Origin of the sequence: Pseudomonas sp. Colony2 (assembly GCF_019382755.1) — a bacterium.
Classification (GTDB): domain Bacteria; phylum Pseudomonadota; class Gammaproteobacteria; order Pseudomonadales; family Pseudomonadaceae; genus Aquipseudomonas.
On sequence record NZ_CP080030.1, the window covers coordinates 5,716,167 to 5,740,348 of the forward strand.

Consider the following 24,182-nt stretch of genomic DNA (forward strand, 5'->3'; position numbering starts at 1 on the left):
ACAAATGAGCCCCGTAGGGCTCAATGGTTGGCGCAGGTTCTGGGCGTGGGACGTCAAAAACGCCCACAGGTTCCCCAGGGGTCCACTCAGTCGCGGAAGTTATTGAACTGCAGCGGCATGTCGAAGGTCTTGGCGCGCAGGGCAGCAATGGCCTCTTGCAAGTCGTCACGCTTCTTACCGGTGATACGTACCTGCTCGCCCTGGATGGCGGCCTGGACCTTGAGCTTGGCGTCCTTGACGTGAGCGACGATTTTCTTCGCCAGCTCCTTGTCGATGCCTTCCTTGAGCACGGCTTCCTGCTTCATCAGCTTGCCGGACGCATACGCATCCTTGATTTCGAGGCATTGCGCGTCGATCTTGCGCTTGACCAGAGACAGCTTGAGGATCTCAATCATCGCTTCCAGCTGGAAGTCGGCTTCCGCGGTCAGGTTGACGGTCAGCTCTTTTTCCTTGAACTCGAAGCTGCCCTTGCCCTTCAAGTCATAGCGGCGATCCAGCTCCTTGACGGCGTTCTCGACGGCGTTGGTGACTTCATGTTTGTCCAGTTCGGATACCACGTCGAACGACGGCATGTAATTTCTCCAATAAAAAAGGGGCGCGGCTCAGTAGAGATGGAGCACGCCCAGGCTAAAATGCCCGGGCATTATAGCGGTTCTTTCGCCTCGTTCACTGCGGGCAGCCTTACGGAGTAAAAACTGATGTCGACCACCTGGCACGTCCTCGGCGCCGGCAGCCTCGGAACACTGTGGGCCGCCCGCCTGGCCCGCGCCGGGCTGCCCGTGCGCCTGATCCTGCGGGATCACGGGCGGTTGGCGAGTTATCAGACGGCCAATGGCCTGACCCTGGTCGAGCAAGGCCTGGCTCACACCTACCCGGTCGTCGGCGAAACCTCCGACAGCCCTGGGCCAATTCATCGCCTGCTGGTGGCATGCAAGGCCTACGACGCCCAGGAAGCCGTCGCACAGCTGGAACATCGACTGGTGCCGGACGCCGAACTGATCCTGCTGCAAAACGGCCTCGGCAGCCAGGACGCAGTCGCCGCCCAACTGCCCCAGGCACGCTGCATCTTCGCCTCCAGCACCGAAGGCGCGTTTCGCGAGAGTGACTGGCGAGTAGTGTTTGCCGGCCATGGCTACACCTGGCTGGGGGATGCGCGGCACCCTACTCCGCCGCTGTGGCTGGATGACCTGCAAGCCGCCGGCATTCCCCATGAGTGGAGCACCGACATCCTCACCCGCCTGTGGCGCAAACTGGCCCTGAACTGCGCCATCAACCCGCTGACCGTGCTTTACCAATGTCGCAATGGCGAGCTGCAAGCCCATCAGTGCGAAGTGGCCACCCTGTGCGCCGAACTCGCCGACCTGCTGGAATGCTGCGGCCAACCCGCTGCCGCAGAGGATTTGCACAGCGAAGTGGAACGGGTAATCCAGGCCACGGCGGCCAATTACTCCTCGATGTACCAGGACGTGGCCAGTGCCCGACGCACCGAAATCAGCTATTTGCTGGGCTATGCCTGCCAGGCGGCCGCCCGCCACCAACTGAGCTTGCCGCACCTGCAACAACTCCAGGCGCGCCTGGTACGGCAACTGTCTGCACGCGGATTGCCCAGCGACTGAAGCACGCGCTACCCTGCCTGCTTGTTCCTTTGCAGCGAAAACCTTGATGCCACTGCGCCAGCGTCTCGAAAATCTACCGGTTGGGCAGAAACTGCTGGCGGCCCTGCTGGTTTTGTTGACCACCGTCTTGCTGGTGGCCAACCTGACCTTTATCAGCGCCGCCTACTGGATCTCCCAGGAAAGCATGGCACCCCAGGCCTTGCAGGCCATCGGTCGGCTGGTGTCCAACCCGTCGCTCGCCGCCGAGTCCCTGGACTCACCGCTCAAGGCGCAAACCCTGCTGGATGAACTGACCAGCTACTCGCCATTGCGGGCCGCGGCCTTATACGACGGAGATGGCACGCGCCTGGCCCAGCTGCAACATGCCAATCGCCTGCACCTGCCAGATAATTTCCGGGACATTGAAACCTGGCGTACCACCGAATTTCGCAGCAACCAGGTGATCACCCTGCCCCGTGCCGGCAAACCGTCCGGGCACTTGCTGTTGGTGGCCAGCAGCGAACTGCCGGTGGCTTTCTATACCGGGACCTTCACCGCCAGCCTGGGTATCCTGATCTTCAGCGTGCTGCTGTGGCTGGTGATCGCCCGGCAGATCAAGCGCCTGATTACCCGGCCGATCCACGAACTGGAAGAATTGTCGCGCCAGGTCACCCGGGAAGAGAACTACGCCCTGCGCGCCGGGCGCGGCAATCATGATGAAATCGGCAGCCTCGCCGAAGCTTTCAACACCATGCTTTCGCGCATTGAAGCCCGTGAGCAGCAACTCAAGCGCGCGCGAGACGATTCCCAGGCCGCCTACGATCAAGCCCAGGGCCTGGCGGAAGAAACCCGCCACACCAACCGCAAGCTGGAACTGGAAGTGCAGGTGCGCAGCAAGATCGAGAAAAAGCTCACCGGCTTCCAAAACTACCTCAACAGCATCATCGACTCGATGCCCTCGGCGCTGATCGCCCTCGACGAACAGCTCTACGTCACCCAATGGAACCAGGAAGCCAGCGCACTTTCCGGGACCCGCCTGGACGAGGCACTGAACCAGCCGATCTTCCTCGCCTTCCAGCCGCTCAAGCCGTTCCTGCCGCAGATCAAGGCCACGGTCGAGCAACACACCGTGGAGCGGATCGAGCGCGTTACCTGGGTCAAGGATGACGAACCCAAGCACTACGCCCTGACCTTCTACCCGTTGATGGGCGGCGCCGGGCGCGGCGTGGTGATCCGGATCGACGACATCACCCAGCGCCTGTCCCTGGAAGAAATGATGGTGCAGTCAGAGAAAATGCTCTCGGTCGGTGGCCTGGCCGCCGGCATGGCGCACGAAATCAACAACCCGCTGGGAGCGATCCTGCATAACGTGCAGAACATTCGCCGCCGGTTGTCCAACGAACTGCCGAAAAACCTTGAGCACGCCGAACAGGCGGGCATCGACCTGGACTCGGTCAACCGCTACCTGCAAAGCCGCGAAGTGCCACAGTTGCTCGACGGCATCCAGCAGGCTGGCGCCCGGGCGGCGAAAATCGTCACTCATATGCTCAGTTTCAGCCGCCGCAGCAACCGGCAGATGGCGCCGTGCGACTTGCCGGCCTTGATCGACCAGGCCGTGGAAATTGCCGGCAACGACTTCGACCTCACCGTCGGCTTCGACTTCAAGGGCCAGGCGATCATCCGCCAGTTCGACCCGCAACTGGGCCCGGTACCCGGCACCGCCAACGAACTGGAGCAAGTACTGCTCAACCTGCTGAAAAACGCCGCCCAGGCCATTCATCAGCGCGAAGACGGCAGCGAGCCCGGCCGGATCATCCTGCGCACCCGGCTCAACCCGCCGTGGGCAGAAATCCAGGTGGAAGACAACGGCATCGGCATGAGCGAGAACGTGCGCAAACGCACGTTTGAGCCATTCTTCACCACCAAGGAAATCGGCCAGGGCACCGGGCTTGGGTTGTCGGTTTCGTATTTCATCATCACCAACAATCACAAGGGGCAGATGGAAGTGCATTCGACCCTTGGCCAGGGTACCTGCTTCACCTTGCGCCTGCCCCTGGCGGGCAGCCAATTGCCACCCAACGAACTCACTCAACTGGAGCGCTAACCATGGGCTTTCGCCTGTCGAAAATTTACACCCGTACCGGCGACAAGGGCGAAACCGGCCTGGGCGACGGTCGCCGCGTGCCCAAGGACCATCCACGGGTGGAGGCGATTGGCGAGGTGGATGCGCTGAACAGCCAGTTGGGTTTGTTGCTGGCGGGATTGGAGGAACAAAGCGGGCAGCATCCAGCGTTGAAGGATGTGATCGAGGTGCTGACACCTTGCCAGCATCGTCTGTTTGACCTGGGCGGCGAATTGGCGATGCCGGTGTACAAGGCGCTGAACGCGGCGGAAGTCGACCGCCTTGAGGCGGCGATCGATCGCTGGAATGAAGAGGTCGGGCCGCTGGAGAACTTCATTCTGCCGGGTGGTTCGGCGTTGATTGCCCAGGCCCATGTATGCCGAAGCCTGGCTCGCAGTGCGGAGCGCCGGTGTCAGCACCTGAATGCGCAGGAACCGCTGGAAGGCGTCGGGTTGGCGTACATCAACCGGCTGTCGGACTTGCTCTTTGTGGCAGCCAGGGTGATTGCCAAGCGCCAGGGCGTTGCAGAGATCTTGTGGCAGGCGGCGGCAAAGCCTCACTGACGCTTACTGACCGATTGCAACCTGTGGCGAGGGAGCTTGCTCCCGCTGGGCTGCGTAGCGGCCCCAAAAAAGCGGGAGCGCTGCGCACTCCAGCGGGAGCAAGCTCCCTCGCCACAACAGCTCCCCTGGCCACTCGCCAGGGTTATGCCTAAACCTCAGGCCAGAACGCCCGAATCCCCGCCACACCTTGAGCACCAGCCTCCCAGGCCTTTTCCCGCTCAGCAGGACCCACCCCACCGAGCAAGAACACCGGCTTGCTGAACCCACTGATCAACTGCTGTGCCTGCTCCCAGCCCAACGGCTCGGCATCAGGATGAGTCAGGGTGGGCTGCACCGGCGACAAGGTGACGAAATCCACGTCCATCAACTCCGCCAAGGCTAATTCCTCAGCATTGTGGCAAGACGCCGCCAACCAGCGATCCTTCGGCAAAGGACGTCCCTTGCTGGCGTACTTGCGCGGTTGCGCCGAGGTCATATGCCAGCCGGCCGCGGGAAAATCCCCCAGCCATTCAAACGGCCCCTTGAGCATCAGTTGCGCCTTGCCCGCACACAGGCCCACGGCGTCCACCGCCAGGTCACGGTACTTGGGGTCGTAACCGTTGGGGGCACGCAGCTGAACCAGCTTGATGCCACCAGCGATGGCTTTTTGAATACCGCGCAGCAGGACGGGTGTCTCCAGCTCGCCCGGAGTGATCAAGTAGTCAGCCGGCAAACGCGCCGCCGCAACGATCGGCGCATTGGCTGCCGGAAACTCATAGTTCGGCAGGTCCCGCTGGGCCACCCACTCAAGGGGTTGGCCTTCGGCACCGTGGGGCTCGCCGGTAAAGGCCGAGACTTCCCAGACATCCAGCAACACCTGTTTGTCCGGGTAATCATGCTGCACCTTGATCAACGGGCGAGCCGCCGTGACCTGGATGCCCAGCTCCTCCTGCAATTCACGGGACAGCGCGGTAGCGACCGACTCATCGGCCTCCACCTTGCCACCGGGAAACTCCCAGAGGCCGCCCTGATGCTGGGTATCGGCGCGGCGCGCCAGCAGAATCCTGCCGTCGACTCCCCGGATGACCGCTGCTGCTACATGAACTCGTTTCACCGCACTATTTCCTCTGAATCGGTTTGAAGACCTGCCTGGTATCAGGTGCGGTATTCCGCGTTGATCTTCACGTACTCGTGGGACAGGTCAGTGGTCCAGATGGTTTCGCTGCACTCACCGCGACCCAATTCGATACGGATGGTGATTTCTTCCTGCTGCATCACCGCCGAACCCTGGGCTTCTGTGTACGTCTCGGCACGGGCGCCACGGCTGGCGATGCACACTTCGCCGAGGAACACGTCGATCTTGCTCACGTCCAGGTTCGGCACGCCGGCACGGCCCACAGCGGCCAGGATACGGCCCCAGTTCGGGTCGGAGGCAAACAGCGCGGTCTTGATCAGCGGCGAGTGAGCCACGGTGTAACCGACATCCAGGCATTCCTGGTGGTTACCGCCGCCGTTGACTTCAACCGTCACAAACTTGGTGGCGCCTTCGCCGTCGCGCACGATGGCCTGGGCCACGTCCATGCACACTTCGAACACGGCCTGCTTCAACGCTGCGAAATACGCGCCGTTGGACGAGGTGATTTCCGGCAGGTCAGCCTGGCCGGTGGCGATCAACATGCAGCAATCGTTGGTCGAGGTGTCGCCGTCGATGGTGATGCGGTTGAAGGACTTGTTGGCGCCGTCGAGCATCAGGTTTTGCAGCACGTCACGGGAGACTTTGGCGTCGGTGGCGATATAGCCCAGCATGGTCGCCATGTTCGGGCGAATCATGCCGGCGCCTTTGCTGATGCCCGTGACGGTAACGGTCACGCCTTCGTGCACAAACTGACGGCTGGCGCCTTTTGGCAGAGTATCGGTGGTCATGATCCCGGTAGCCGCAGCCGCCCAGTTATCCACCGACAGGTCATCCAGCGCTGCTTGCAGCGCGCCTTCGATTTTCTCTACCGGCAGCGGCTCACCGATCACGCCGGTGGAGTACGGCAGCACCTGGCTGGCCTCCACGCCGGTCAGCTCCGCCAGCTTGGCGCAGGTGCGGGCAGCGGCGGCCAGGCCAGGCTCGCCGGTCCCGGCGTTGGCATTGCCGGTGTTGGTCAAAAGGTAACGCACCGGGCCTTCGACACGCTGCCTGGCCAGAATCACGGGAGCGGCGCAAAACGCGTTCAGGGTGAACACACCCGCGACGGTCGAGCCTTCGGCACAGCGCATCACCACCACATCCTTGCGCCCCGGGCGCTTGATGCCCGCCGAAGCGATACCGAGTTCAAAACCGGCAACCGGGTGCAACGTGGGCAAAGGACCAAGACCAACAGCCATGAATGCGCTCCTAAAAATATTGGGTGTGTACCCCGTCGCTATCGACGGTAACGAAATGGCAAAACGCCGCGACGGCTGATGCCGGTCGCGGCGCGGGGGTGTTGCAGCGTCAGGCGAAAATCTTAGTTGATTTCGCCGTGGCAGTGTTTGAACTTCTTGCCCGAACCGCACCAGCACAGTTCGTTGCGGCCCAGCTTCTGTTCGTTGCGCACCGGGGCCTGGGCCAGGGCCACATCGACCTCTTCGCCCAATACTTCCGGAGCCTCAAGACCAGGCGCTTCGTCGTGCTGGAACTGCATGCGCGCAGCCAGTGCCTCGGCTTCCTGACGCAAGCGAGCTTCTTCCTCGATCGGGTCTTCGCGACGCACCTGAACGTGGGACAGCACACGAATCGAATCGCGCTTGATCGAATCCAGCAGTTCGGAGAACAGCGTGAACGACTCGCGCTTGTACTCCTGCTTCGGGTTCTTCTGGGCGTAGCCACGCAAGTGGATGCCGTGACGCAGGTGGTCCATGGTCGACAGGTGGTCTTTCCACAGGTCGTCCAGCACGCGCAGTACGATTTGCTTCTCGAAGGTGCGCAGTGCTTCGGCACTCGCCTGCTCTTCTTTCTCGTTGTAAGCGGCCAGCAGCTCGGTCATGAGCTTCTCGCGCAGGGTTTCTTCGTACAGGTGGTCGTCTTCGTCGAGCCATTGCTGGACCGGCAAGTCGACACCGAAGTCGCTCTTCAACGCAGCTTCCAGGCCGGCAACATCCCACTGCTCAGGCAGGGACTGTGGCGGGATATGGGCGCTGACGGTGGCGTTGAGCACGTCCTGGCGGAAATCGGCAATGGTCTCGCCGATGTTGGTGGCGGCCAACAAGCTGTTACGCATGTGATAAATCACTTTACGCTGTTCGTTGTTGACGTCATCGAACTCGAGCAGTTGCTTACGAATGTCGAAGTTACGGCCTTCTACCTTGCGCTGGGCCTTCTCGATCGCGTTGGTCACCATGCGGTGTTCAATCGCTTCACCGGACTGCATGCCCAGGGCTTTCATGAAGTTCTTCACCCGATCCGAGGCGAAGATGCGCATCAGGCTGTCTTCCAGGGACAGGTAGAAACGGCTGGAACCGGCGTCACCCTGACGACCGGCACGACCACGCAGCTGGTTGTCGATACGGCGCGATTCGTGACGCTCGGACGCGATCACCTGCAAGCCGCCGGACTCCAGCACTTGCTGGTGGCGCTTCTGCCAGTCGGCCTTGATCTGCGCGATCTGCTCTGGGGTCGGGTTGTCCAGGGACGCAACTTCCACTTCCCAGTTACCGCCCAACAGGATGTCGGTACCACGACCGGCCATGTTGGTGGCGATGGTCAGTGCGCCCGGGCGACCGGCCTGGGCAATGATCTCGGCTTCTTTTTCGTGGAACTTGGCGTTGAGGACCTTGTGCTCGATGCCTTCCTTGGCCAGCAAGCTGGACATGTGCTCGGAAGTTTCGATGGTGGCAGTACCCACCAGCACTGGACGGCCCTGGGCCATGCATTCCTTGATGTCGGCGACGATTGCAGCGTATTTCTCGTCGGCGGTCAGGAACACCAGGTCGTTGAAGTCTTTACGCGCCAGCGGCTTGTTCGGCGGGATAACCATCACCGACAGACCGTAGATCTGGTGGAATTCGAACGCTTCGGTGTCGGCTGTACCGGTCATGCCGGACAGTTTGTTGTACAGACGGAAGTAGTTCTGGAAGGTGGTCGAGGCCAGGGTCTGGCTTTCAGCCTGGATGTTCAGGACTTCCTTGGCTTCGATCGCCTGGTGCAGGCCTTCCGACAAACGGCGACCCGGCATGGTACGACCGGTGTGTTCGTCGACCAGTACGACCTGGCCGTCCTGCACGATGTATTCAACGTTGCGATGGAACAGCTTGTGGGCGCGCAGGCCGGCATACACGTGGGTCAACAGACCCAGGTTGTGCGCCGAGTACAGGCTCTCGCCTTCGGCCAGCAGGCCGATCTGGGTCAGCATGTCTTCGACGAACTGGTGACCGGCTTCGTTGAGTTCGACCTGGCGGGTCTTCTCGTCGATGGTGAAGTGACCTTCTTTGGTCACCACGCCTTCCACTTCCTCGATGTGTTGCTCAAGGCGCGGGATCAGCTTGTTGATCTCGGTGTACAGGCGCGAGCTGTCCTCGGCCTGACCGGAGATGATCAGCGGGGTACGGGCTTCGTCGATCAGGATGGAGTCGACTTCGTCGATCACGGCAAAATTGAGTTCGCGCTGGAATTTTTCTTCCATGCTGAACGCCATGTTGTCGCGCAGGTAGTCGAAACCGAATTCGTTGTTGGTACCGTAGGTGATGTCGGCAGCGTAGGCGGCGCGCTTCTCTTCCGGCGGCTGGAACGGCGTGACAACGCCGACCGTCAGGCCGAGGAATTCGTACAGCGGACGCATCCAGTTGGCATCCCGGCGGGCGAGGTAGTCGTTCACTGTCACAACGTGCACGCCCTTGCCGGACAATGCGTTGAGGTAAACGCCCAGGGTAGCTACCAGGGTCTTGCCTTCACCGGTACGCATTTCGGCAATCATGCCTTCATGCAAGGTCATGCCGCCGATCAACTGGACGTCGAAGTGGCGCATGCCCATGACACGCTTACCGGCTTCGCGGGCGACCGCAAAGGCTTCGGGAAGCAGCTTGTCGAGGGTTTCACCTTTGGCTATGCGGGCCTTGAACTCTTCGGTCTTGGCGCGCAATTGCTCGTCCGAAAGGGCAACCATCTGCTCTTCGAAGGCATTGACCAGCTGCACCGTCTTGAGCATGCGTTTGACTTCGCGCTCATTCTTGCTTCCAAAAAGTTTCTTTAACAAAGGCGCAAACATATCGGCAGGTTCTTCCACACATAGGGATGGAGGGCGCCCCGTGAGTCGCCCGAGCAGCCCTCACGGCCGCATGCGAACGAGCATTCTACCCGGAAACGTGGGTGAGGAAAGTGGCGTTATTCCACGATGCTGGCACGGCGCTCTTGGAGGGCTTGTTTAAAATAAGGGCTTTTTGCTGAACTTCAACCCATTCGGGCAATAAGTTACTCGTTGATTTAATGGATAAACTGCCGGTAATGCAATGGCGGCGGTGTCGCAGACGCTTTCTGCTACCATGGCCTCTCTGTTACTTAAGGTGTCTAGTCATGGCATTTCGCCCTCTTACGGCCCGAGCTCCCGCCGTGTTGCTTCGCGAAGCCAAGCCTTTAAAAGCCATCTTCGGCCATGCGCAACGCCTTGGTCATCTGCAACGCCTGGTAGAAAGCCAACTGCAGCCCGCCGCTCGCGAACACTGCCATGTGGCCTCGTGGCGCGAGGGCAATCTGCTGCTGATCGTCACTGACGGCCATTGGGCGACGCGCCTGCGCTACCAGCAGAAACGTTTGCAGCGCCAATTGATGGCCTTCGACGAATTCGCCAGCCTGACGCGCATCCAGTTCAAGGTGCAACCGCCGACCGTGCCGCAAGGCGCGGTGGGGCATACGATGGATTTGTCGGAAATCGCCGCCGAAACCATTCAGGCCACGGCAGACGGGATTACCGATCCGAACTTACGCGCTGCGCTGGAACGGCTGGCCGCTCACGCCAAACCCAAAACCTGAGACCGGCGTAGAACCAAGTGTGGGAGCGAGCTTGCTCGCGAAGGTGGCGTGTCAGTCACTGCATATATTGACTGATCCACCGCTTTCGCGAGCAAGCCCGCTCCCACATTTGATCCCATCATTATTTACGTTTGCTGCCACCCAACAACGACCCCAGTAACCCGCGCACCAACTGCCGGCCCATCTGATTGGCCGCCTGTTGCATCGCCGATTTCAGTGCCTTGCCTGCCGTAGTACCGAGGAACGCACCGGCCTTGTCGGTGAAGCTCGGTTCTTCAGCTGCGGGCGTCGCCTCCTGTTGCGGCCCCAAGTCCTTGCGCGCCATCAACACTTCGTACGCCGACTCACGATCAATCGGCTTGTCATAGCGCCCCTGCAATGGCGAACTGGCAATCAGTGCTGCCCGCTCAGCTTCGCTCAGTGGCCCGATCCGCGATTGCGGCGGTGCTACCAGTACGCGTTGGACTACTTCAGGCGTCCCCTTTTCCTGCAAGGTTCCCACCAATGCCTCACCTGTACCCAACTCGGTCAGCACCGCCAGCGCATCAAATGCCGGATTGGGCCGGAAACCATCGGCCACCGCCCGCAGGGACTTCTGCTCCTTGGTGGTGAACGCCCGCAGCCCGTGCTGGATGCGCAAGCCGAGTTGCGCCAGCACGGTGTCCGGCAAGTCCCCGGGAGACTGGGTGACGAAATACACACCGACGCCTTTCGAGCGAATCAGCCGCACCACTTGCTCCAGGCGATCCTGCAGGGCCTTGGGGGTGTCGGCAAACAACAGATGCGCCTCGTCGAAAAACAGCGCCAGCAGCGGCTTGTCGGCATCGCCACGTTCCGGCAGTTGCTCGAACAGTTCGGCCAACAGCCAAAGCAGGAAGGTCGCGTAGACCTTCGGCGCCTCATGCACCAGCCGGCTGGCGTCCAATAGATGAATACGCCCGCGGCCGTCACTGGCCGGTTGCAGGATGTCTTCGAGTTGCAGCGCCGGCTCGCCGAACAACGCTTCGGCACCCTGCTGCTCCAGCACCGCCAGGCGCCGCAACAGCGCCTGGCTGGAACCGGTGGTCATCAGGGCCGCGTCTTCCCCGAGCAACTCCGGGTGATAGCGCAAATGGTTCAGCAGCGCCTTGAGATCCTTGAGGTCCAGCAGTAACAGGCCTTCACGATCGGCCACCTTGAAGGCTGCGTAGAGGGCCGATTGCTGGCTGTCGGTGAGCTCCAACAGGCTGCCGAGCAACAGCGGGCCCATTTCACTCATGGTGGTGCGCAACGGATGACCGGACTGGCCGTGGATATCCCACAACGTCACCGGATACGCCTTGGGCGTGTAATTAAGGAAAGGCATGCCGGCTATGCGCTCGGCGACCTTGCCCTGAGGGTTGGCCGCAGCGCCCAGGCCACACAGGTCACCCTTGATGTCGGCGGCAAATACCGCGACGCCGGCGTCGCTGAAGGCTTCCGCCAGGCGCTGCAAGGTCACGGTCTTGCCGGTGCCGGTGGCGCCTGCGATCAGGCCGTGGCGGTTGGCCAGGCGCATCGACTGGGCAATCGGCTGGCCCTGAAGATCTGCACCAATTATGAGTTGCGAGGAGTCAGGCATTTTGTCACCCATGGTTAATCTTTGGCGCTGAATGGTCGATACAGATAAAGCGAGAGACCCAAAAAGTCTTGGAAAAACAGGCCGGATAATTCCTGCAGGAGCAGATGGAAATATCACACTTTTTTTGACGCAGCCATTCCGCGCGTCCCAGAAGGACGTGCATCGGATATTAAGACCATAGCGGACCCCACAAGCCATGAATAAAAATCTGCGTTTCAGCCATAAAATCCTGCTTGCCGCCGCTCTTGTCGTCATTGCCGCCTTTGCGTTGTTTACCCTCTACAACGACTACTTGCAGCGTAATGCGATTCGCGACGACCTGAACAACTACCTGCATGAAATGGGCGATGTCACTGCCAGCAACATCCAGACCTGGCTTACCGGGCGCATTGTGCTGATAGAAAGCGCCGCACAGAACATCGCCATCAACCCGGATTCAACCAGCGTCGCCAGCCTCCTGGAACAGAAGGCCCTGACGTCCTCGTTCATGGCCACGTACCTTGGCGACAGCAAGGGCGGCTTCGTCATCCGCCCCGATACCAAGATGCCCGACGGCTTCGACCCACGGGTACGCCCCTGGTACAAGGGCGCGCAGGGCAGCAACGGCTCAACCCTGACCGAACCCTACATTGACGCGGCCACCGGCCAGTTGATCATCTCCATCGCCACCCCCAGCACCAAGGCCGGCCAGAGTGTCGGCGTGGTGGGCGGCGACCTGAGCCTGCAAACCCTGGTAGACAACATCGGTGCCCTGAACTTCGGCGGCATGGGTTATGCCTTCTTGGTCAGTGCCGACGGCAAAGTGCTGGTACACCCGGACAAGGGCCTGGTGATGAAAACCCTGGCCGACGTCTATCCGAACAACACCCCCCGAATCAGCAGCGACTTCAGTGAAGTCGAGGTAAACGGCAAGACACGTATCGTCACCTTTACCCCGATCAAGGGCCTGCCCTCGGTGAACTGGTACCTCGGCCTGTCGGTGGATAAAGATAAATCCTTCGCCATGCTCAGCGAATTCCGCACCTCGGCGATCATCGCCACGATCATCGCCGTGGTCATCATCATCGCCCTGCTGGGCATGCTGATTCGCATCCTCCTGCAGCCACTGCACGTCATGACCCGCGCCATGGAAGACATCGCCGACGGTGAAGGCGACCTGACCCGCCGCCTGACCATCCAGAACCACGACGAATTCGGCGTGCTTGGCAGCGCTTTCAATCGTTTCGTGGAGCGGATTCACACCTCGATTCGCGAAGTTTCCTCGGCCACCGAGCAGGTCAATGAAGTGGCCCTGCGGGTGGTCAGCGCCTCCAATTCCTCGATGGTCAATTCCGACGAGCAGGCCAACCGGACCAACAGCGTCGCGGCCGCGATCAACGAGCTGGGGGCCGCCGCCCAGGAAATCGCCCGCAACGCCGCACAGGCCTCCAACCAGGCCAGCGATGCCCGGCACTTGGCCGAAGACGGTCAGCAAGTGGTGGAACGCAATATCAAGGCGATGAACCAGTTGTCGCAGATGATCAGCGCCTCCAGCACCAATATCGAAGCGCTTAACAGCAAGACAGTGAACATCGGGCAGATTCTGGAAGTGATCACCAGCATTTCCCAGCAAACCAACCTGCTGGCCCTCAACGCGGCGATTGAAGCCGCACGGGCCGGGGAAGCCGGGCGCGGCTTTGCGGTGGTGGCCGATGAAGTGCGCAACCTGGCGCACCGCACCCAGGAGTCGGCGCAGCAGGTGCAGAAGATGATCGAGGAGCTGCAAGTCGGCGCCCGGGATTCGGTCAGCACCATGAGCGAAAGCCAGCGGCACAGCCAGGACAGTGTGGAAATCGCCAACCTGGCGGGCGAGCGTCTGAACAGCGTGACCCAGCGTATCGGCGAAATTGACGGGATGAACCAGTCGGTAGCCACCGCTACCGAGGAACAGACCTCGGTGGTGGAGTCAATCAACATGGACATCACCGAGATCAACACCCTCAATCAGGAAGGTGTGGAAAACCTGCAATCAACCTTGCGGGCCTGTTCCGACCTGGAACAGCAAGCGGCGCGCTTGAAACAACTGGTGGGTAGTTTCCGGATTTGATCCCGCCGGGTCAGCGGCTGCCTTGCACAGCCGCTGACCCCTTTTCTTCAGGCAATTCGGATGTGTCCTGCAATTGTTCCCACAACTCGGCGGCGCCTGGAAACTCGGTGCCGTCCTCACTGCTCAGGTCATCCGGGTCATATCGACTCAAACAACCCTCTCCCAGCGTCGCGGGGGCTTTGGAAGTCGCCTTGTCCAGTGGATCGCTCATGCTCCAGTCCTCACCCGCGCTCAAAAAAAGGGCCTGTAGCGATTTAACGCCCAGGCCCTTCATTCTTCAATCAAAACACTTCAATCAGAACACGACAGTCTTGTTGCCGTGCACCAGCACCCGGTCTTCCAGGTGATAGCGCAGGCCGCGAGCCAGCACCATCTTCTCGACGTCACGGCCAAAACGGACCATGTCTTCGATGCTGTCGCTATGGCTGACACGCACCACGTCCTGCTCGATGATGGGACCGGCGTCCAACTCTTCGGTGACGTAGTGGCACGTTGCACCGATCAGCTTCACGCCACGCAGGGATGCCTGGTGATACGGCTTGGCACCCACAAACGATGGCAGGAAGCTGTGGTGAATATTGATCACCTTGCCAGCGTATTCACTGCACAGCTCCGGCGGCAGAATCTGCATGTAGCGCGCCAGTACCACGACGTCCGCATCGTGCTGCTTGACCAGGCGCGAGACCTCGGCAAAGGCCGGCTCCTTGTCCTGCGGGTTGACCGGGACGTGGTAGTACGGAATGCCATGCCACTCGACCATGCTGCGCAGGTCGTCATGGTTGGAAATCACGCAGGAGATCTCGCAGTCCAGTTCATCGCTGTGCCAGCGGTGCAGCAGGTCTGCCAGGCAGTGGGACTCACGACTGGCCATCAGGACCACGCGTTTTTTCTGTTCCGTGTCGGTGATGCGCCAGGTCATCGAGAACTCTTCAGCGATCGGCGCAAATGCCTCGCGAAATGCCTCTAGACCAAAGGGCAGCGTATCGGCACGAATTTCGTGACGCATGAAAAACCAGCCGCTGAGATTGTCCGAGTGATGGCTCGCTTCGGTGATCCAACCGTTGTGGGAAGCCAGAAAGTTACTGACCTTGGCAACGATGCCAACCCGGTCCGGGCAAGCAATCACCAGCCGAAAAGTGCGCATTAGGGGGAAACTCCAGAACTTCGCAAAGGCCGCCATTCTAGCGATTGCGCAGAAAAACTGCAGTATTCCTCAACGCTTATTCTGATCGGCTGCGTCAACCCTGCCCCTTAATAGCGTAAGGTTTTTCCCCACTATGTGTGCAAACGCGTGGACTCCGGCAGTAAGCCAAGACTTAACCAGAGTATCTTTAGGCCATCCCCCTTACTAATTAACTCAATTCCACGCTTTTGCCACAAACAACCAAAGTAAATTACATAAATGCGGCCTTAAATGTTTACTTGGGCAAACTGTCTGACTATTATTGAGCCACTATCCCCTTTCACCCAGCGCCCTGCATAAGGTAGTCCCCATGTCCCTGATCAACGAATATCGCGCCACCGAAGAAGCTATCAAAGAGCTGCAAGCCCGTTTGAAGAACCTGTCCCAAGACGACAAACTGCAAACCGAGCTGGAATTCGAAGGCAAATTGCGCACCCTGATGGGCGAATACTCCAAATCCCTGCGTGACATCATCGCGCTGCTGGATCCGGATTCGAAAGTTAAGGCTCCACGTGGCGCCGTAAAAGCTACCGGCACCAAGCGTGCACGCAAGGTTAAACAATACAAAAACCCGCACAACGGCGAAGTGATTGAAACCAAAGGTGGCAACCACAAGACTCTGAAAGAGTGGAAAGCCAAGTGGGGCGGCGACGTGGTTGAAGGCTGGGCTACCCTGCTGGGCTAAGCCTCGCCAGGACGCTGCGTGATACGCAACGCAATAAAAAACGCCAGCTTGCTGGCGTTTTTTATTGTCCGTATTTTACCGGGAAGCTGATTACAGACTCATTCGAGTCGCTAAGGCATCAACATACTCCTGCCATTCATCAAGCACCTGGCGCTGAAACGGTGTGGCACTAACAGCCAACTCAAGACACGCCTGCTTAAAACCCTCAAGGGTGTTTGGCGCGCCCCATTGAGGGTCTGACAAACGTTGCTGACAGAAAACTCTCCAGCGTTGTTGCTCTTCACTATTCAAGGTGTCTGGAAAGTTGCGTGCACGATAGCGAAATAATAATTCAGGCAAACGTTCATCATCGAAAGGCCATTGCTGGCGCGCTAGTTGCGCCGGCTCGGCGACTCTCACTTGCTCACATAAACGTCGATCACGATCCCCGATAAAACCATCGTATAGCTGCTGCTCGGGATCGGCGCTTGGCGCAAAATCTTCCTCGGCGTAAATCGCCGCCAGTTTATCGCGCCATAGTTCCTGTGCGTCGCTTAGCCGCAGGGCCCGCGCATCACACTCATCCATATCCAGCTGCAAACGCTCGCGGTCTTGCGGCCGAAGCACGCTCAACGGTGCGACCACCGGGCAACGATTGATGTGCAGCAACTTGAGCGGTACCGGCAACTCACCTTCGGCCAGCTCGTCGCGGCGAGTATATAAGCGCCGGCGCAAGGTATCGGCGTCCTCGTCCAACAGCCCTTGCGGATCGAGACCCAGGTCGCAGACGATCAATGCATTGCGATTGCGCGGGTGCCACGCCAGCGGCAGCACCACCCCCAGGTAATGACGCTCGGCAGAAAAACGACCGGAAATATGCACCATCGGCTGCAACAACCGCACCTGGTCCATGACCCGTTGTTTGCTACGCAGTTGAAACAGCCAGTCATAGAGCTTGGGTTGCTTCTCGCGGATCAACCGGGCCAGGGCGATGGTGGCGCGCACATCGGACAAGGCGTCGTGGGCCTGGCCGTGGTCGATGCCGTTGGCGGCCGTCAACCGCTCAAGCTTGAGGGTGACGCGCCCGTCCTGTTCCGGCCAGACGATCCCGTCAGGGCGCAGCGCGTAGGCAGTGCGCACCACGTCGATCAGGTCCCAGCGGCTGTTGCCGCCTTGCCATTCCCGGGCATAGGGATCGAAGAAATTGCGGTACAAGCTGTAGCGCGTCATCTCATCGTCAAAACGCAAGGTGTTGTAGCCGGCCCCGCAGGTGCCCGGGGTGGCCAGCTCGGCGTGCACCCGGGTCATGAAGTCGGCTTCGGCCAGGCCTTTTTCCGCCAGCACGCCGGGAGTGATGCCAGTGATCGCGCACGCTGCCGGATGCGGCAGGATATCGTCGCTGGGGTGGCAGTAGAGATTGACCGGCGGCCCGACCTCGTTAAGCTCGAGGTCGGTGCGAATACCGGCTACCTGCAGCGGGCGGTCGGTACGCGGATTGATGCCGGTGGTTTCATAGTCGTACCAGAAAATGGTGGTCACGGGCTATTCCTGTGCTGAAGACCGGCAAAGTCTAGGCGCTTGCAGGCATCGGGGGCCAGCGCTGTGTTCCCTGTACAAATATTCAGTAAATCGTTGAGTGGTTGCTTCCACCGTCGACACTGCTAGCATCGGTCTTTCCAACCCCGCCGCTGCCGCCCAGGCGCCAGCGCCGCACTGCCAAGGACCGCGATGCCACCCGCGCCACTGGATACCCGCTACCAGATCGAGACCCCGGAGGGTATCGACCTGCCCCTGCGCCCGGCCGGCCTGCTGGTACGCTCACTGGCCTTTGCCTTCGACCTGGGTTTGCGCGGCCTGATTCTCGGCATCCTGTTTATCGCATTGGCCTTTCTCGGCAACCTGGGCATTGGCCTGGGTTCGCTGCTGCTGTTCCTCGTCAGTTGGTGGTACATGGTGCTTTTCGAAGTGCTCAACCAGGGCTGCTCGCCCGGCAAACAGGTCATGGGCCTGCGGGTGGTACAGGACGATGGCACGCCCATCGGCTGGTCCGCCTCGCTGATCCGTAACCTGCTGCGCTTTGTCGACATGCTGCCCTTCGGCTATTTCCTCGGCGCCATCAGTTGCCTGCAACACCCCAACTTCAAGCGCCTGGGCGACCTGGCGGCCGGGACTCTGGTGATCTACCGCGAACAACCGCTTTCCCGCCCGCAAGTGCCCCAGGCCCCGGCGCTGCGCCTGCCGTTCGCCCTTGAGCTGAACGAACAACGGGCGATTCTCAGCTTCGCCGAACGCCAGGGCGAACTGTCGGCCGAACGGGTCAACGAACTGGCCGCTATCCTGGCCACGCCCCTGCAGGTCTCCCCTGCCCGCGCCGTGGCAGAACTCAACGGTGTGGCCCGCGGATTGTTGGGGCCAGCATGAAACAGAGTCTTTTCGAAAGCCGCCATCAGCCACAATGGCAAGCCTTTGCCGAGCAATTGACGCAGTTGGAGAAAGGCAAAGCCAAAGGCGCCGACTTCGTCGACTTCCCTCATCAATACCGGCAGTTGTGCCAGCACCTGGCCCTGGCCCAAGAGCGCGGCTACAGCAGCTACCTGGTGGACCCGTTGCAGCAGCTTGCCTTGCGCGGCCATCAACAGTTGTATCGTCATCGCAGCCGGATGGGGGCAAACGTGCTGAGCTTCCTGCTGGCCGATTTCCCCAGGCTGGTTCGCGCGCAATGGCCATTTGTGCTGGCTGCCGGCCTGCTGTTCTTTGGCAGCCTGCTCGGCATTGCCTTGCTGGTGTACCTGTTTCCGGACTTGATCTACAGCATCGTCAGCCCTCGGCAGGTGGCCGAGATGCAGGCCATGTACAACCCCGATGCCAGCCGCCTGGGCCGGGCAGCCGAACGCGCTTCCAGCGAAGACTGGATGATGTTCGGCTACTACGTGATGCACAACATCGGTATCGCCTTCCAGACCTTTGCCGCCGGGCTGCTGTTCGGCCTGGGCAGCGTATTTTTCCTGTTCTTCAATGGCCTGATCATTGGCGCCGTTGCCGGGCACCTGACGCAAATCGGCTACGGGCAAACGTTCTGGTCATTTGTCATCGGCCATGGCGCCTTCGAGCTCAGCGCAATTGCCCTGGCTGGCGCGGCTGGCCTGCAACTGGGCTGGGCGCTGATTGCACCGGGGCCCCTCACCAGAGGCGAATCCCTGCGCCTGGCCGCGCGCAAAAGTGTGCAAATGATTTGTGGTGTGATGGTGTTCCTGCTGATCGCCGCGTTTATCGAGGCGTACTGGTCGTCCACCAATGCCGTGGCGCCGTGGGTCAAGTACCTGGTCGGCACCGCCCTGTGGTTGCTGATGGCGGCCTACCTGCTGTTTGCCGGACGGAATCGCCATGCGCCTGAGTGATGCCAGCGTCGTGATCCGCCCGCGTACCTCCTGGGAGGCCATGGACCTCGGCATCCTGCTGGCCCGGGAACACCGGCTGCTGTTGATGAGCAGTTGGGCCATCGTGACCTTGCCGGTCTTCGCCCTGTTCAGCGTGCTCCTGTGGAATCACCCCACCACCGCGCTGTTGCTGTTCTGGTGGTTGAAACCGGCATTCGACCGCCTGCCACTGTATATCCTGTCCAAGGCCCTGTTCGGCGAAACACCCAGCCTGAAACAAGCGCTGCGCCAATCGCCGCGGCTGCTCAAGGGCCAACTGCTGGCCAGCCTGACCTGGCGGCGCTTCAGCCTCAGCCGTAGCTTCGAGATGCCGGTGGTCCAGCTCGAAGGGCTGCAAGGCCAGGCGCGCCAACAACGTCTCGGGGTGTTGCAGCAGCGCAACGCAGGCGCCGCGCGCTGGCTGACCCTGATCGGGGTGCACCTGGAAATCGCCCTGTGGTTCGGGTTGATGGCCGTGTTCTATTTCTTCCTGCCGCAAGAGGTCGAACGCGACTGGGATTGGCAGCAACTGGTGCTCACCGCCGGCCACGACTGGCGTTGGCTGGAGCACCTGACCAACATGTTCTACGCCTTGATCCTGGTGTTCTGGGAGCCGATCTATGTCGCCTGTGGCTTCAGCCTTTACCTGAACCGCCGCACGGTGCTGGAAGCCTGGGACCTGGAACTGGTGTTCCGCCGAATGCGCCAGCGCCTGAGTGGTGTGGCGTCGGTGCTGTTGCTGGTGGCCGGGCTGACGCTGATTCCGCCGACCCCATCGGCATGGGCTGATGAACCGGTTCCCCAAACGCCGCTGACTACACAATCGGCCAGTCACTCGATCAAGACGCTGTTGGAGCAGCCACCGTTCAAGAACCCGGAAACGCTCACTCGCTACCGCTTCGGCGAGGATAAAGCAGCCGACAAAAACAAAGCGGCAGGTGATGCCAAGCTGCCAGCCTGGCTGGAAGCATTGCTGAAAAACCTCAACAGTGATTCGTTCAAGCACATCGCCAAGGGCCTTGAAGTACTGCTCTGGGGATTGCTGGCAGGTGGCCTGGCACTGGTGATCTGGCGCTACCGCGACTGGCTGCATGCCTTTGTCAGCCGCCGCAGCCCGCGCAAACCCAAGGCTGCCAAACCCGTGCCTTCGCAGCTGTTCGGCCTTGAACTGGGGGCTGACACCTTGCCCGAAGACATCGCAGACGCCGCCGAACAGCTGTGGGTAACACAGCCCCGGGAAGCCCTCGGCCTGCTCTACCGTGGGTTGCTCAGCCGCTTGCTGCACGACTTCAACCTGCCGCTGAAAAGTGCCGACACGGAAGGTGAAGTCCTGGAACGTATCCGCCAACTGCAACAACCGCAGCTGCTGGCATTCAGCGGTGAGCTGACCCGTTACTGGCAAAACCTTGCCTATGGCCATCGCCTGCCGCCTGCCTTGGCGCAACAACAGCTATGCAGCGATTGGCGAACCCTGTTCGGCTCGGGAGCGGCGCAATGAACCGGCCGTTGCTGTGGGTCGGGCTGCTGGTCGCGGGCTTGCTGGCAGCAGGCGGTTTTTATGCCTGGCACACGGCGATTCCTTATCAGGAAGTGGTCGATCGCGGCCCTTCACCCGAAGCCCTGGCCAACCCCTACCTGGCAGCTGAACACTTTCTGCGCCAGCAGGGCCTGGTGGTGGAACATGCCAACAGCCTCGAACGGCTGGCCAGCCTTTCGCCCAAGGGCAACAGCCTGCTGTTGCTGGGCGAGCGCAGCAACATGAGCCCGCCCCAGGTTGATCAATTGCTGCAGTGGACCCGGGCTGGCGGCCATCTGCTGCTGGTAGCCGAAGCGCTGTGGGATGAGGACACCGGTGAAAGTGGCGACCTGTTGCTGGATCGTGTGCAGATACACCAATCCTTCAGTGAAGAATTCGACGCTCCGGCACCCGCGCGTAAAAAGAAAACGCCGGACCTGACCAAACTCTATGTGGACAACGAAACAGCGCCGGCCTATTTCAGCTTCGACACCGACTTCAACCTCACCGACCCCAGGCACCTGGCACAATTCTCGGCCAACAGCGCCCGGTCGACGCACCTGATGCAGGTCAACCTCGGGCAAGGGCGTGTGACCGTGGTCACCGACAGCGACCTGTGGAAAAACCCGGGCATCGGCCTGCACGATAACGCGTGGCTGCTCTGGTACCTGAGCCAGGGCACCCAGGTCACACTGCTGTTCAACACTGATGTCGAGGACCTGTTCAGCCTGTTGTTGCGCTACTTCCCCCAGGCACTGGTGGCACTTGCCGCACTGATCGCCCTGGGCCTCTGGCACGCCAGCCTGCGCCAGGGTCCGATCCGGCAACCGGCGCCCAAGGCACGGCGGCAATTGCAGGAACACTTGAACGCCAGTGCCGACTTCCTGTTGCGCCGCAGCGGGCAAGACAGCTTGCTGCAAGCCTTGCAGCGCGACATCCAGCGCACCGCTCGGCGCCGTCATCCCGGGTTCGAACACCTCGATACAGCCGAACAATTGCGGGTGCTTGAACGCCTGACCCGCCAACCCTCCCTTGTTATCAGCCAGGCCCTTGGCCCACCTGCGACGAAACGGCTCTCCAGCGCCGATTTCAGCCGCCAGGTGGCCTGCCTGCAAACCCTCAGGAATGCCCTATGAGCGAATTTCCCGCCACTGACCCGATTCAGCGCGCCAGCCAACTGGCCCAGGCCTTGCGCGTCGAACTGCGCAAGGCGGTTATCGGTCAGGACCCGGTGATCGATGACGTGCTCACGGCGTTGATCGCGGGCGGCCATGTGTTGCTTGAAGGGGTTCCCGGCCTGGGCAAGACCTTGCTGGTACGCGCGCTGGCACGCTGTTTTGGAGGCGAGTTCGCGCGCATCCAGTTCACCCCGGACCTGATGCCCAGCGACGTGACCGGCCATGCCGTATACGACCTGCATACCGAACAGTTCAAGCTGCGCAAGGGACCGTTGTTCACCAACCTGCTGTTGGCTGACGAGATCAACCGTGCCCCGGCGAAAACCCAGGCAGCGTTGCTGGAAGCCATGCAGGAACGCCAGGTAACCCTTGAAGGCGAGGCGCTGCCCATCGGCCAGCCGTTCATGGTACTGGCCACCCAGAACCCCATCGAGCAGGAGGGTACTTACCCGTTGCCCGAAGCCGAACTGGACCGTTTCATGCTCAAGGTGCGCATGGACTATCCCGAGGCACAGCAGGAACTGGACATGGTGCGCGAAGTCACCCGCTCGTCCCGAGCCGACATGCTCGACGTACAGCCGCTGCGCACGGTGCTGCAAGCCGAAGACGTGCTGCTGTTGCAACAGATTGCCAGCGAGTTGGCGCTGGATGAGCAGGTGCTCGACTACGCCGTGCGCCTGGCCCGCACTACGCGCAGTTGGCCGGGCCTGACCATCGGCGCCGGGCCCCGGGCCTCCATCGCCCTGGTTCGCGGTGCACGGGCGCGGGCCTTGCTGCGCGGGGGCGAGTTCGTGACCCCGGACGACATCAAGGGCTGCGCCCTGGCAGTGTTGCGCCATCGGGTGCGTATTGCCCCGGAGCTGGATATCGACGGGTTGGAAGTCGACCAGGTGCTCCGGCAATTGCTGGACCAAGTCCCGGCGCCACGCCAATGAGACGCCCATGAGACCAACCCGCCTGCTGTTGACCTGGCTCTGTGTACTGCTGGGCCTGAGTATCCTGCTCGGCGCACTGGTGGCGCTACAGGTCAAGGTGCCAGACGCCCTGCACTCAGTGACGTGGGGCCTGCTGCTGGCCCTGTTGCTGCTGGCCCTGCTGGATGCCAGCCGCCTGCGCCGCCGGCCGTCCCCGCGCGTGCGACGGCAGATGCCCGGCAGCCTGGCACTGGGGCGCTGGGGGGAAGTGCGGGTAAGCCTGGAGCACGATTATCCCCAGCCGTTGGCGGTCCAGGTATTCGATCATGTGCCTGACGGCCTGGCGGTGGAGGACCTGCCGCAGTCCATCGAACTGCGGCCCGGCGAGCACAGTGAACTGGGTTATCGGCTAAGGCCCCAAAGGCGCGGGCATTTCAGCTTTACCCGCTGTGAAGTGCATCTGCCCAGCGCCCTGGGGCTATGGTCGGCCCGGCGCCTGATCGACGTCAGCGACGCCACCCGGGTCTACCCGGACTTCGCACGCCTGTATGGCGCGCAGTTGCTGGCGGTGGACAACTGGCTCAACCAGCTGGGCGTACGCCAGCGGCAACGGCGTGGGCTGGGCCTGGAGTTTCACCAGCTGCGTGAGTTTCGCGAAGGTGACAGCCTGCGCCAGATCGACTGGAAAGCCACCGCCCGGCAACGCACGCCCATTGCCAGGGAGTACCAGGACGAGCGCGACCAGCAGATCATGTTCATGCTCGATTGTGGCCGCCGTATGCGCAGCCAGGACGCCGAACTGTCGCACTTCGACCACGCGCTCAACGCCTGCCTGCTGCTCAGTTATGTAGCCTTGCGCCAGGGCGATGCCGTAGGGCTGTGCACATTTGCCTGCGACCAGCCGCGCTACCTGGCGCCGGTCAAGGGCAGTGGCCAGCTCAACCTGTTGCTGAATGCGGTGTATGACCTGGACACGTCCCGGCGTACGGCCGATTACCAGGCGGCCGCCAGCCAACTGCTGGCCCGGCAGAAACGTCGCTCGCTGGTGATCGTAGTGACCAATTTGCGGGATGAGGAAGATGAAGAGTTACTCAGCGCCGTAAAGCGCATCAGCCGCCAGCACCGGGTAATGGTCGCAAGCCTGCGGGAGGAGGTCCTTGACCAGTTACGCCAGGCTCCCGTGCAAACCCTGCCCGAAGCCCTGGCCTACTGCGGCACGATAAACTATCTCAATACCCGGGACGAACTCCACGACCGCTTGAACGCCCACGGGCTGTCGGTACTGGACACACTGCCTTCGGACCTGGGTGCCGCCCTGGTGACCCGCTACCTGGGCTGGAAAAAAGCCGGCGCGCTATGAACGCCGGATGCAGC

20 protein-coding genes and 1 pseudogene are annotated in these 24,182 nt (G+C 61.1%); 13 read left to right on the forward strand and 8 right to left on the reverse strand.

The window, feature by feature from the left end:
* Window positions 1-86: 86 nt before the first annotated feature.
* Complete coding sequence (locus JV201_RS23030) at window positions 87-572, reverse strand: YajQ family cyclic di-GMP-binding protein (RefSeq protein WP_003209785.1); 486 nt, start codon at window positions 570-572, stop codon at window positions 87-89.
* A 126-nt stretch (window positions 573-698) separates the two neighbouring features.
* Between JV201_RS23030 and JV201_RS23035 the strand changes: the two genes are divergently transcribed.
* The 3 genes from JV201_RS23035 to JV201_RS23045 are packed head-to-tail and all read left to right on the forward strand — an operon-like array spanning window position 699 to window position 4,280.
* Window positions 699-1,616, forward strand: coding sequence for a putative 2-dehydropantoate 2-reductase (locus JV201_RS23035; RefSeq protein ID WP_102605681.1), 918 nt, complete (start codon window positions 699-701; stop codon window positions 1,614-1,616).
* Between the two features lie 46 nt (window positions 1,617-1,662).
* Window positions 1,663-3,699, forward strand: a complete 2,037-nt coding sequence (locus JV201_RS23040; protein WP_003209782.1) for an ATP-binding protein — start codon at window positions 1,663-1,665, stop codon at window positions 3,697-3,699.
* A gap of 2 nt (window positions 3,700-3,701) precedes the next feature.
* On the forward strand, window positions 3,702-4,280 hold the full coding sequence (locus tag JV201_RS23045; protein ID WP_003209781.1) for a cob(I)yrinic acid a,c-diamide adenosyltransferase: 579 nt from the start codon (window positions 3,702-3,704) through the stop codon (window positions 4,278-4,280).
* A gap of 148 nt (window positions 4,281-4,428) precedes the next feature.
* Here JV201_RS23045 and JV201_RS23050 read toward each other — a convergent pair whose 3' ends face one another.
* The 3 genes from JV201_RS23050 to secA form a co-directional block, all read right to left on the reverse strand.
* Window positions 4,429-5,373 carry a Nudix family hydrolase gene (locus JV201_RS23050; RefSeq protein WP_219406081.1) on the reverse strand — a complete coding sequence of 315 codons (945 nt, stop codon included), beginning with the start codon at window positions 5,371-5,373 and terminating at the stop codon, window positions 4,429-4,431.
* A 41-nt stretch (window positions 5,374-5,414) separates the two neighbouring features.
* Window positions 5,415-6,632, reverse strand: coding sequence for a bifunctional glutamate N-acetyltransferase/amino-acid acetyltransferase ArgJ (gene argJ / locus JV201_RS23055; protein ID WP_219406082.1), 1,218 nt, complete (start codon window positions 6,630-6,632; stop codon window positions 5,415-5,417).
* Between the two features lie 122 nt (window positions 6,633-6,754).
* Complete coding sequence (gene secA / locus JV201_RS23060; protein WP_087693541.1) at window positions 6,755-9,490, reverse strand: preprotein translocase subunit SecA; 2,736 nt, start codon at window positions 9,488-9,490, stop codon at window positions 6,755-6,757.
* Between the two features lie 305 nt (window positions 9,491-9,795).
* Here secA and JV201_RS23065 point away from each other — a divergent pair, with 305 nt between their 5' ends.
* Window positions 9,796-10,251: a DUF721 domain-containing protein gene (locus JV201_RS23065; protein WP_008432358.1), complete on the forward strand. Its 456-nt coding sequence runs from the start codon at window positions 9,796-9,798 to the stop codon at window positions 10,249-10,251.
* 121 nt (window positions 10,252-10,372) lie between these two features.
* Here JV201_RS23065 and JV201_RS23070 read toward each other — a convergent pair whose 3' ends face one another.
* Window positions 10,373-11,851: a helicase HerA-like domain-containing protein gene (locus JV201_RS23070; protein ID WP_177028602.1), complete on the reverse strand. Its 1,479-nt coding sequence runs from the start codon at window positions 11,849-11,851 to the stop codon at window positions 10,373-10,375.
* 196 nt (window positions 11,852-12,047) lie between these two features.
* On the opposite strand from JV201_RS23070, the pseudogene JV201_RS30265 reads away from it, so the two are divergent.
* Window positions 12,048-13,079, forward strand: a pseudogene (locus JV201_RS30265) (cache domain-containing protein); the annotation flags it as partial.
* Between the two features lie 93 nt (window positions 13,080-13,172).
* A complete protein-coding gene (locus JV201_RS30270; protein WP_371132408.1) occupies window positions 13,173-13,937 on the forward strand; it encodes a methyl-accepting chemotaxis protein in 765 nt (254 codons plus the stop codon).
* A gap of 10 nt (window positions 13,938-13,947) precedes the next feature.
* Here JV201_RS30270 and JV201_RS23080 read toward each other — a convergent pair whose 3' ends face one another.
* Entirely contained in the window at window positions 13,948-14,148 is a 201-nt protein-coding gene (locus JV201_RS23080; protein ID WP_219406083.1) for a hypothetical protein, read from the reverse strand.
* Between the two features lie 84 nt (window positions 14,149-14,232).
* Window positions 14,233-15,081, reverse strand: a complete 849-nt coding sequence (gene purU / locus JV201_RS23085) for a formyltetrahydrofolate deformylase (RefSeq protein ID WP_003209762.1) — start codon at window positions 15,079-15,081, stop codon at window positions 14,233-14,235.
* A gap of 349 nt (window positions 15,082-15,430) precedes the next feature.
* Here purU and mvaT point away from each other — a divergent pair, with 349 nt between their 5' ends.
* Window positions 15,431-15,805, forward strand: a complete 375-nt coding sequence (mvaT, locus tag JV201_RS23090) for a histone-like nucleoid-structuring protein MvaT (RefSeq protein WP_003209760.1) — start codon at window positions 15,431-15,433, stop codon at window positions 15,803-15,805.
* Window positions 15,806-15,895: 90 nt separating this feature from the next.
* Here mvaT and sbcB read toward each other — a convergent pair whose 3' ends face one another.
* Entirely contained in the window at window positions 15,896-17,323 is a 1,428-nt protein-coding gene (gene sbcB, locus JV201_RS23095; protein ID WP_003214166.1) for an exodeoxyribonuclease I, read from the reverse strand.
* A gap of 189 nt (window positions 17,324-17,512) precedes the next feature.
* Here sbcB and JV201_RS23100 point away from each other — a divergent pair, with 189 nt between their 5' ends.
* Genes JV201_RS23100 through JV201_RS23125 form a run of 6 tightly spaced genes read left to right on the forward strand, consistent with a single transcriptional unit; the run spans window position 17,513 to window position 24,168 of the window.
* Complete coding sequence (locus JV201_RS23100) at window positions 17,513-18,205, forward strand: RDD family protein (protein ID WP_003214165.1); 693 nt, start codon at window positions 17,513-17,515, stop codon at window positions 18,203-18,205.
* Complete coding sequence (locus JV201_RS23105; protein WP_003214164.1) at window positions 18,202-19,182, forward strand: stage II sporulation protein M; 981 nt, start codon at window positions 18,202-18,204, stop codon at window positions 19,180-19,182. Before JV201_RS23100 ends, JV201_RS23105 begins: the two co-directional genes overlap by 4 nt.
* Complete coding sequence (locus JV201_RS23110; protein ID WP_219406084.1) at window positions 19,169-20,698, forward strand: DUF4129 domain-containing protein; 1,530 nt, start codon at window positions 19,169-19,171, stop codon at window positions 20,696-20,698. The genes JV201_RS23105 and JV201_RS23110 overlap by 14 nt, the downstream gene beginning before the upstream one ends.
* On the forward strand, window positions 20,695-21,852 hold the full coding sequence (locus JV201_RS23115) for a DUF4350 domain-containing protein (protein ID WP_003214159.1): 1,158 nt from the start codon (window positions 20,695-20,697) through the stop codon (window positions 21,850-21,852). The genes JV201_RS23110 and JV201_RS23115 overlap by 4 nt, the downstream gene beginning before the upstream one ends.
* Window positions 21,849-22,829 carry a MoxR family ATPase gene (locus JV201_RS23120; RefSeq protein ID WP_008432346.1) on the forward strand — a complete coding sequence of 327 codons (981 nt, stop codon included), beginning with the start codon at window positions 21,849-21,851 and terminating at the stop codon, window positions 22,827-22,829. Before JV201_RS23115 ends, JV201_RS23120 begins: the two co-directional genes overlap by 4 nt.
* Before the next feature lie 7 nt (window positions 22,830-22,836).
* Entirely contained in the window at window positions 22,837-24,168 is a 1,332-nt protein-coding gene (locus tag JV201_RS23125; protein ID WP_219406085.1) for a DUF58 domain-containing protein, read from the forward strand.
* Window positions 24,169-24,182 lie beyond the last annotated feature (14 nt).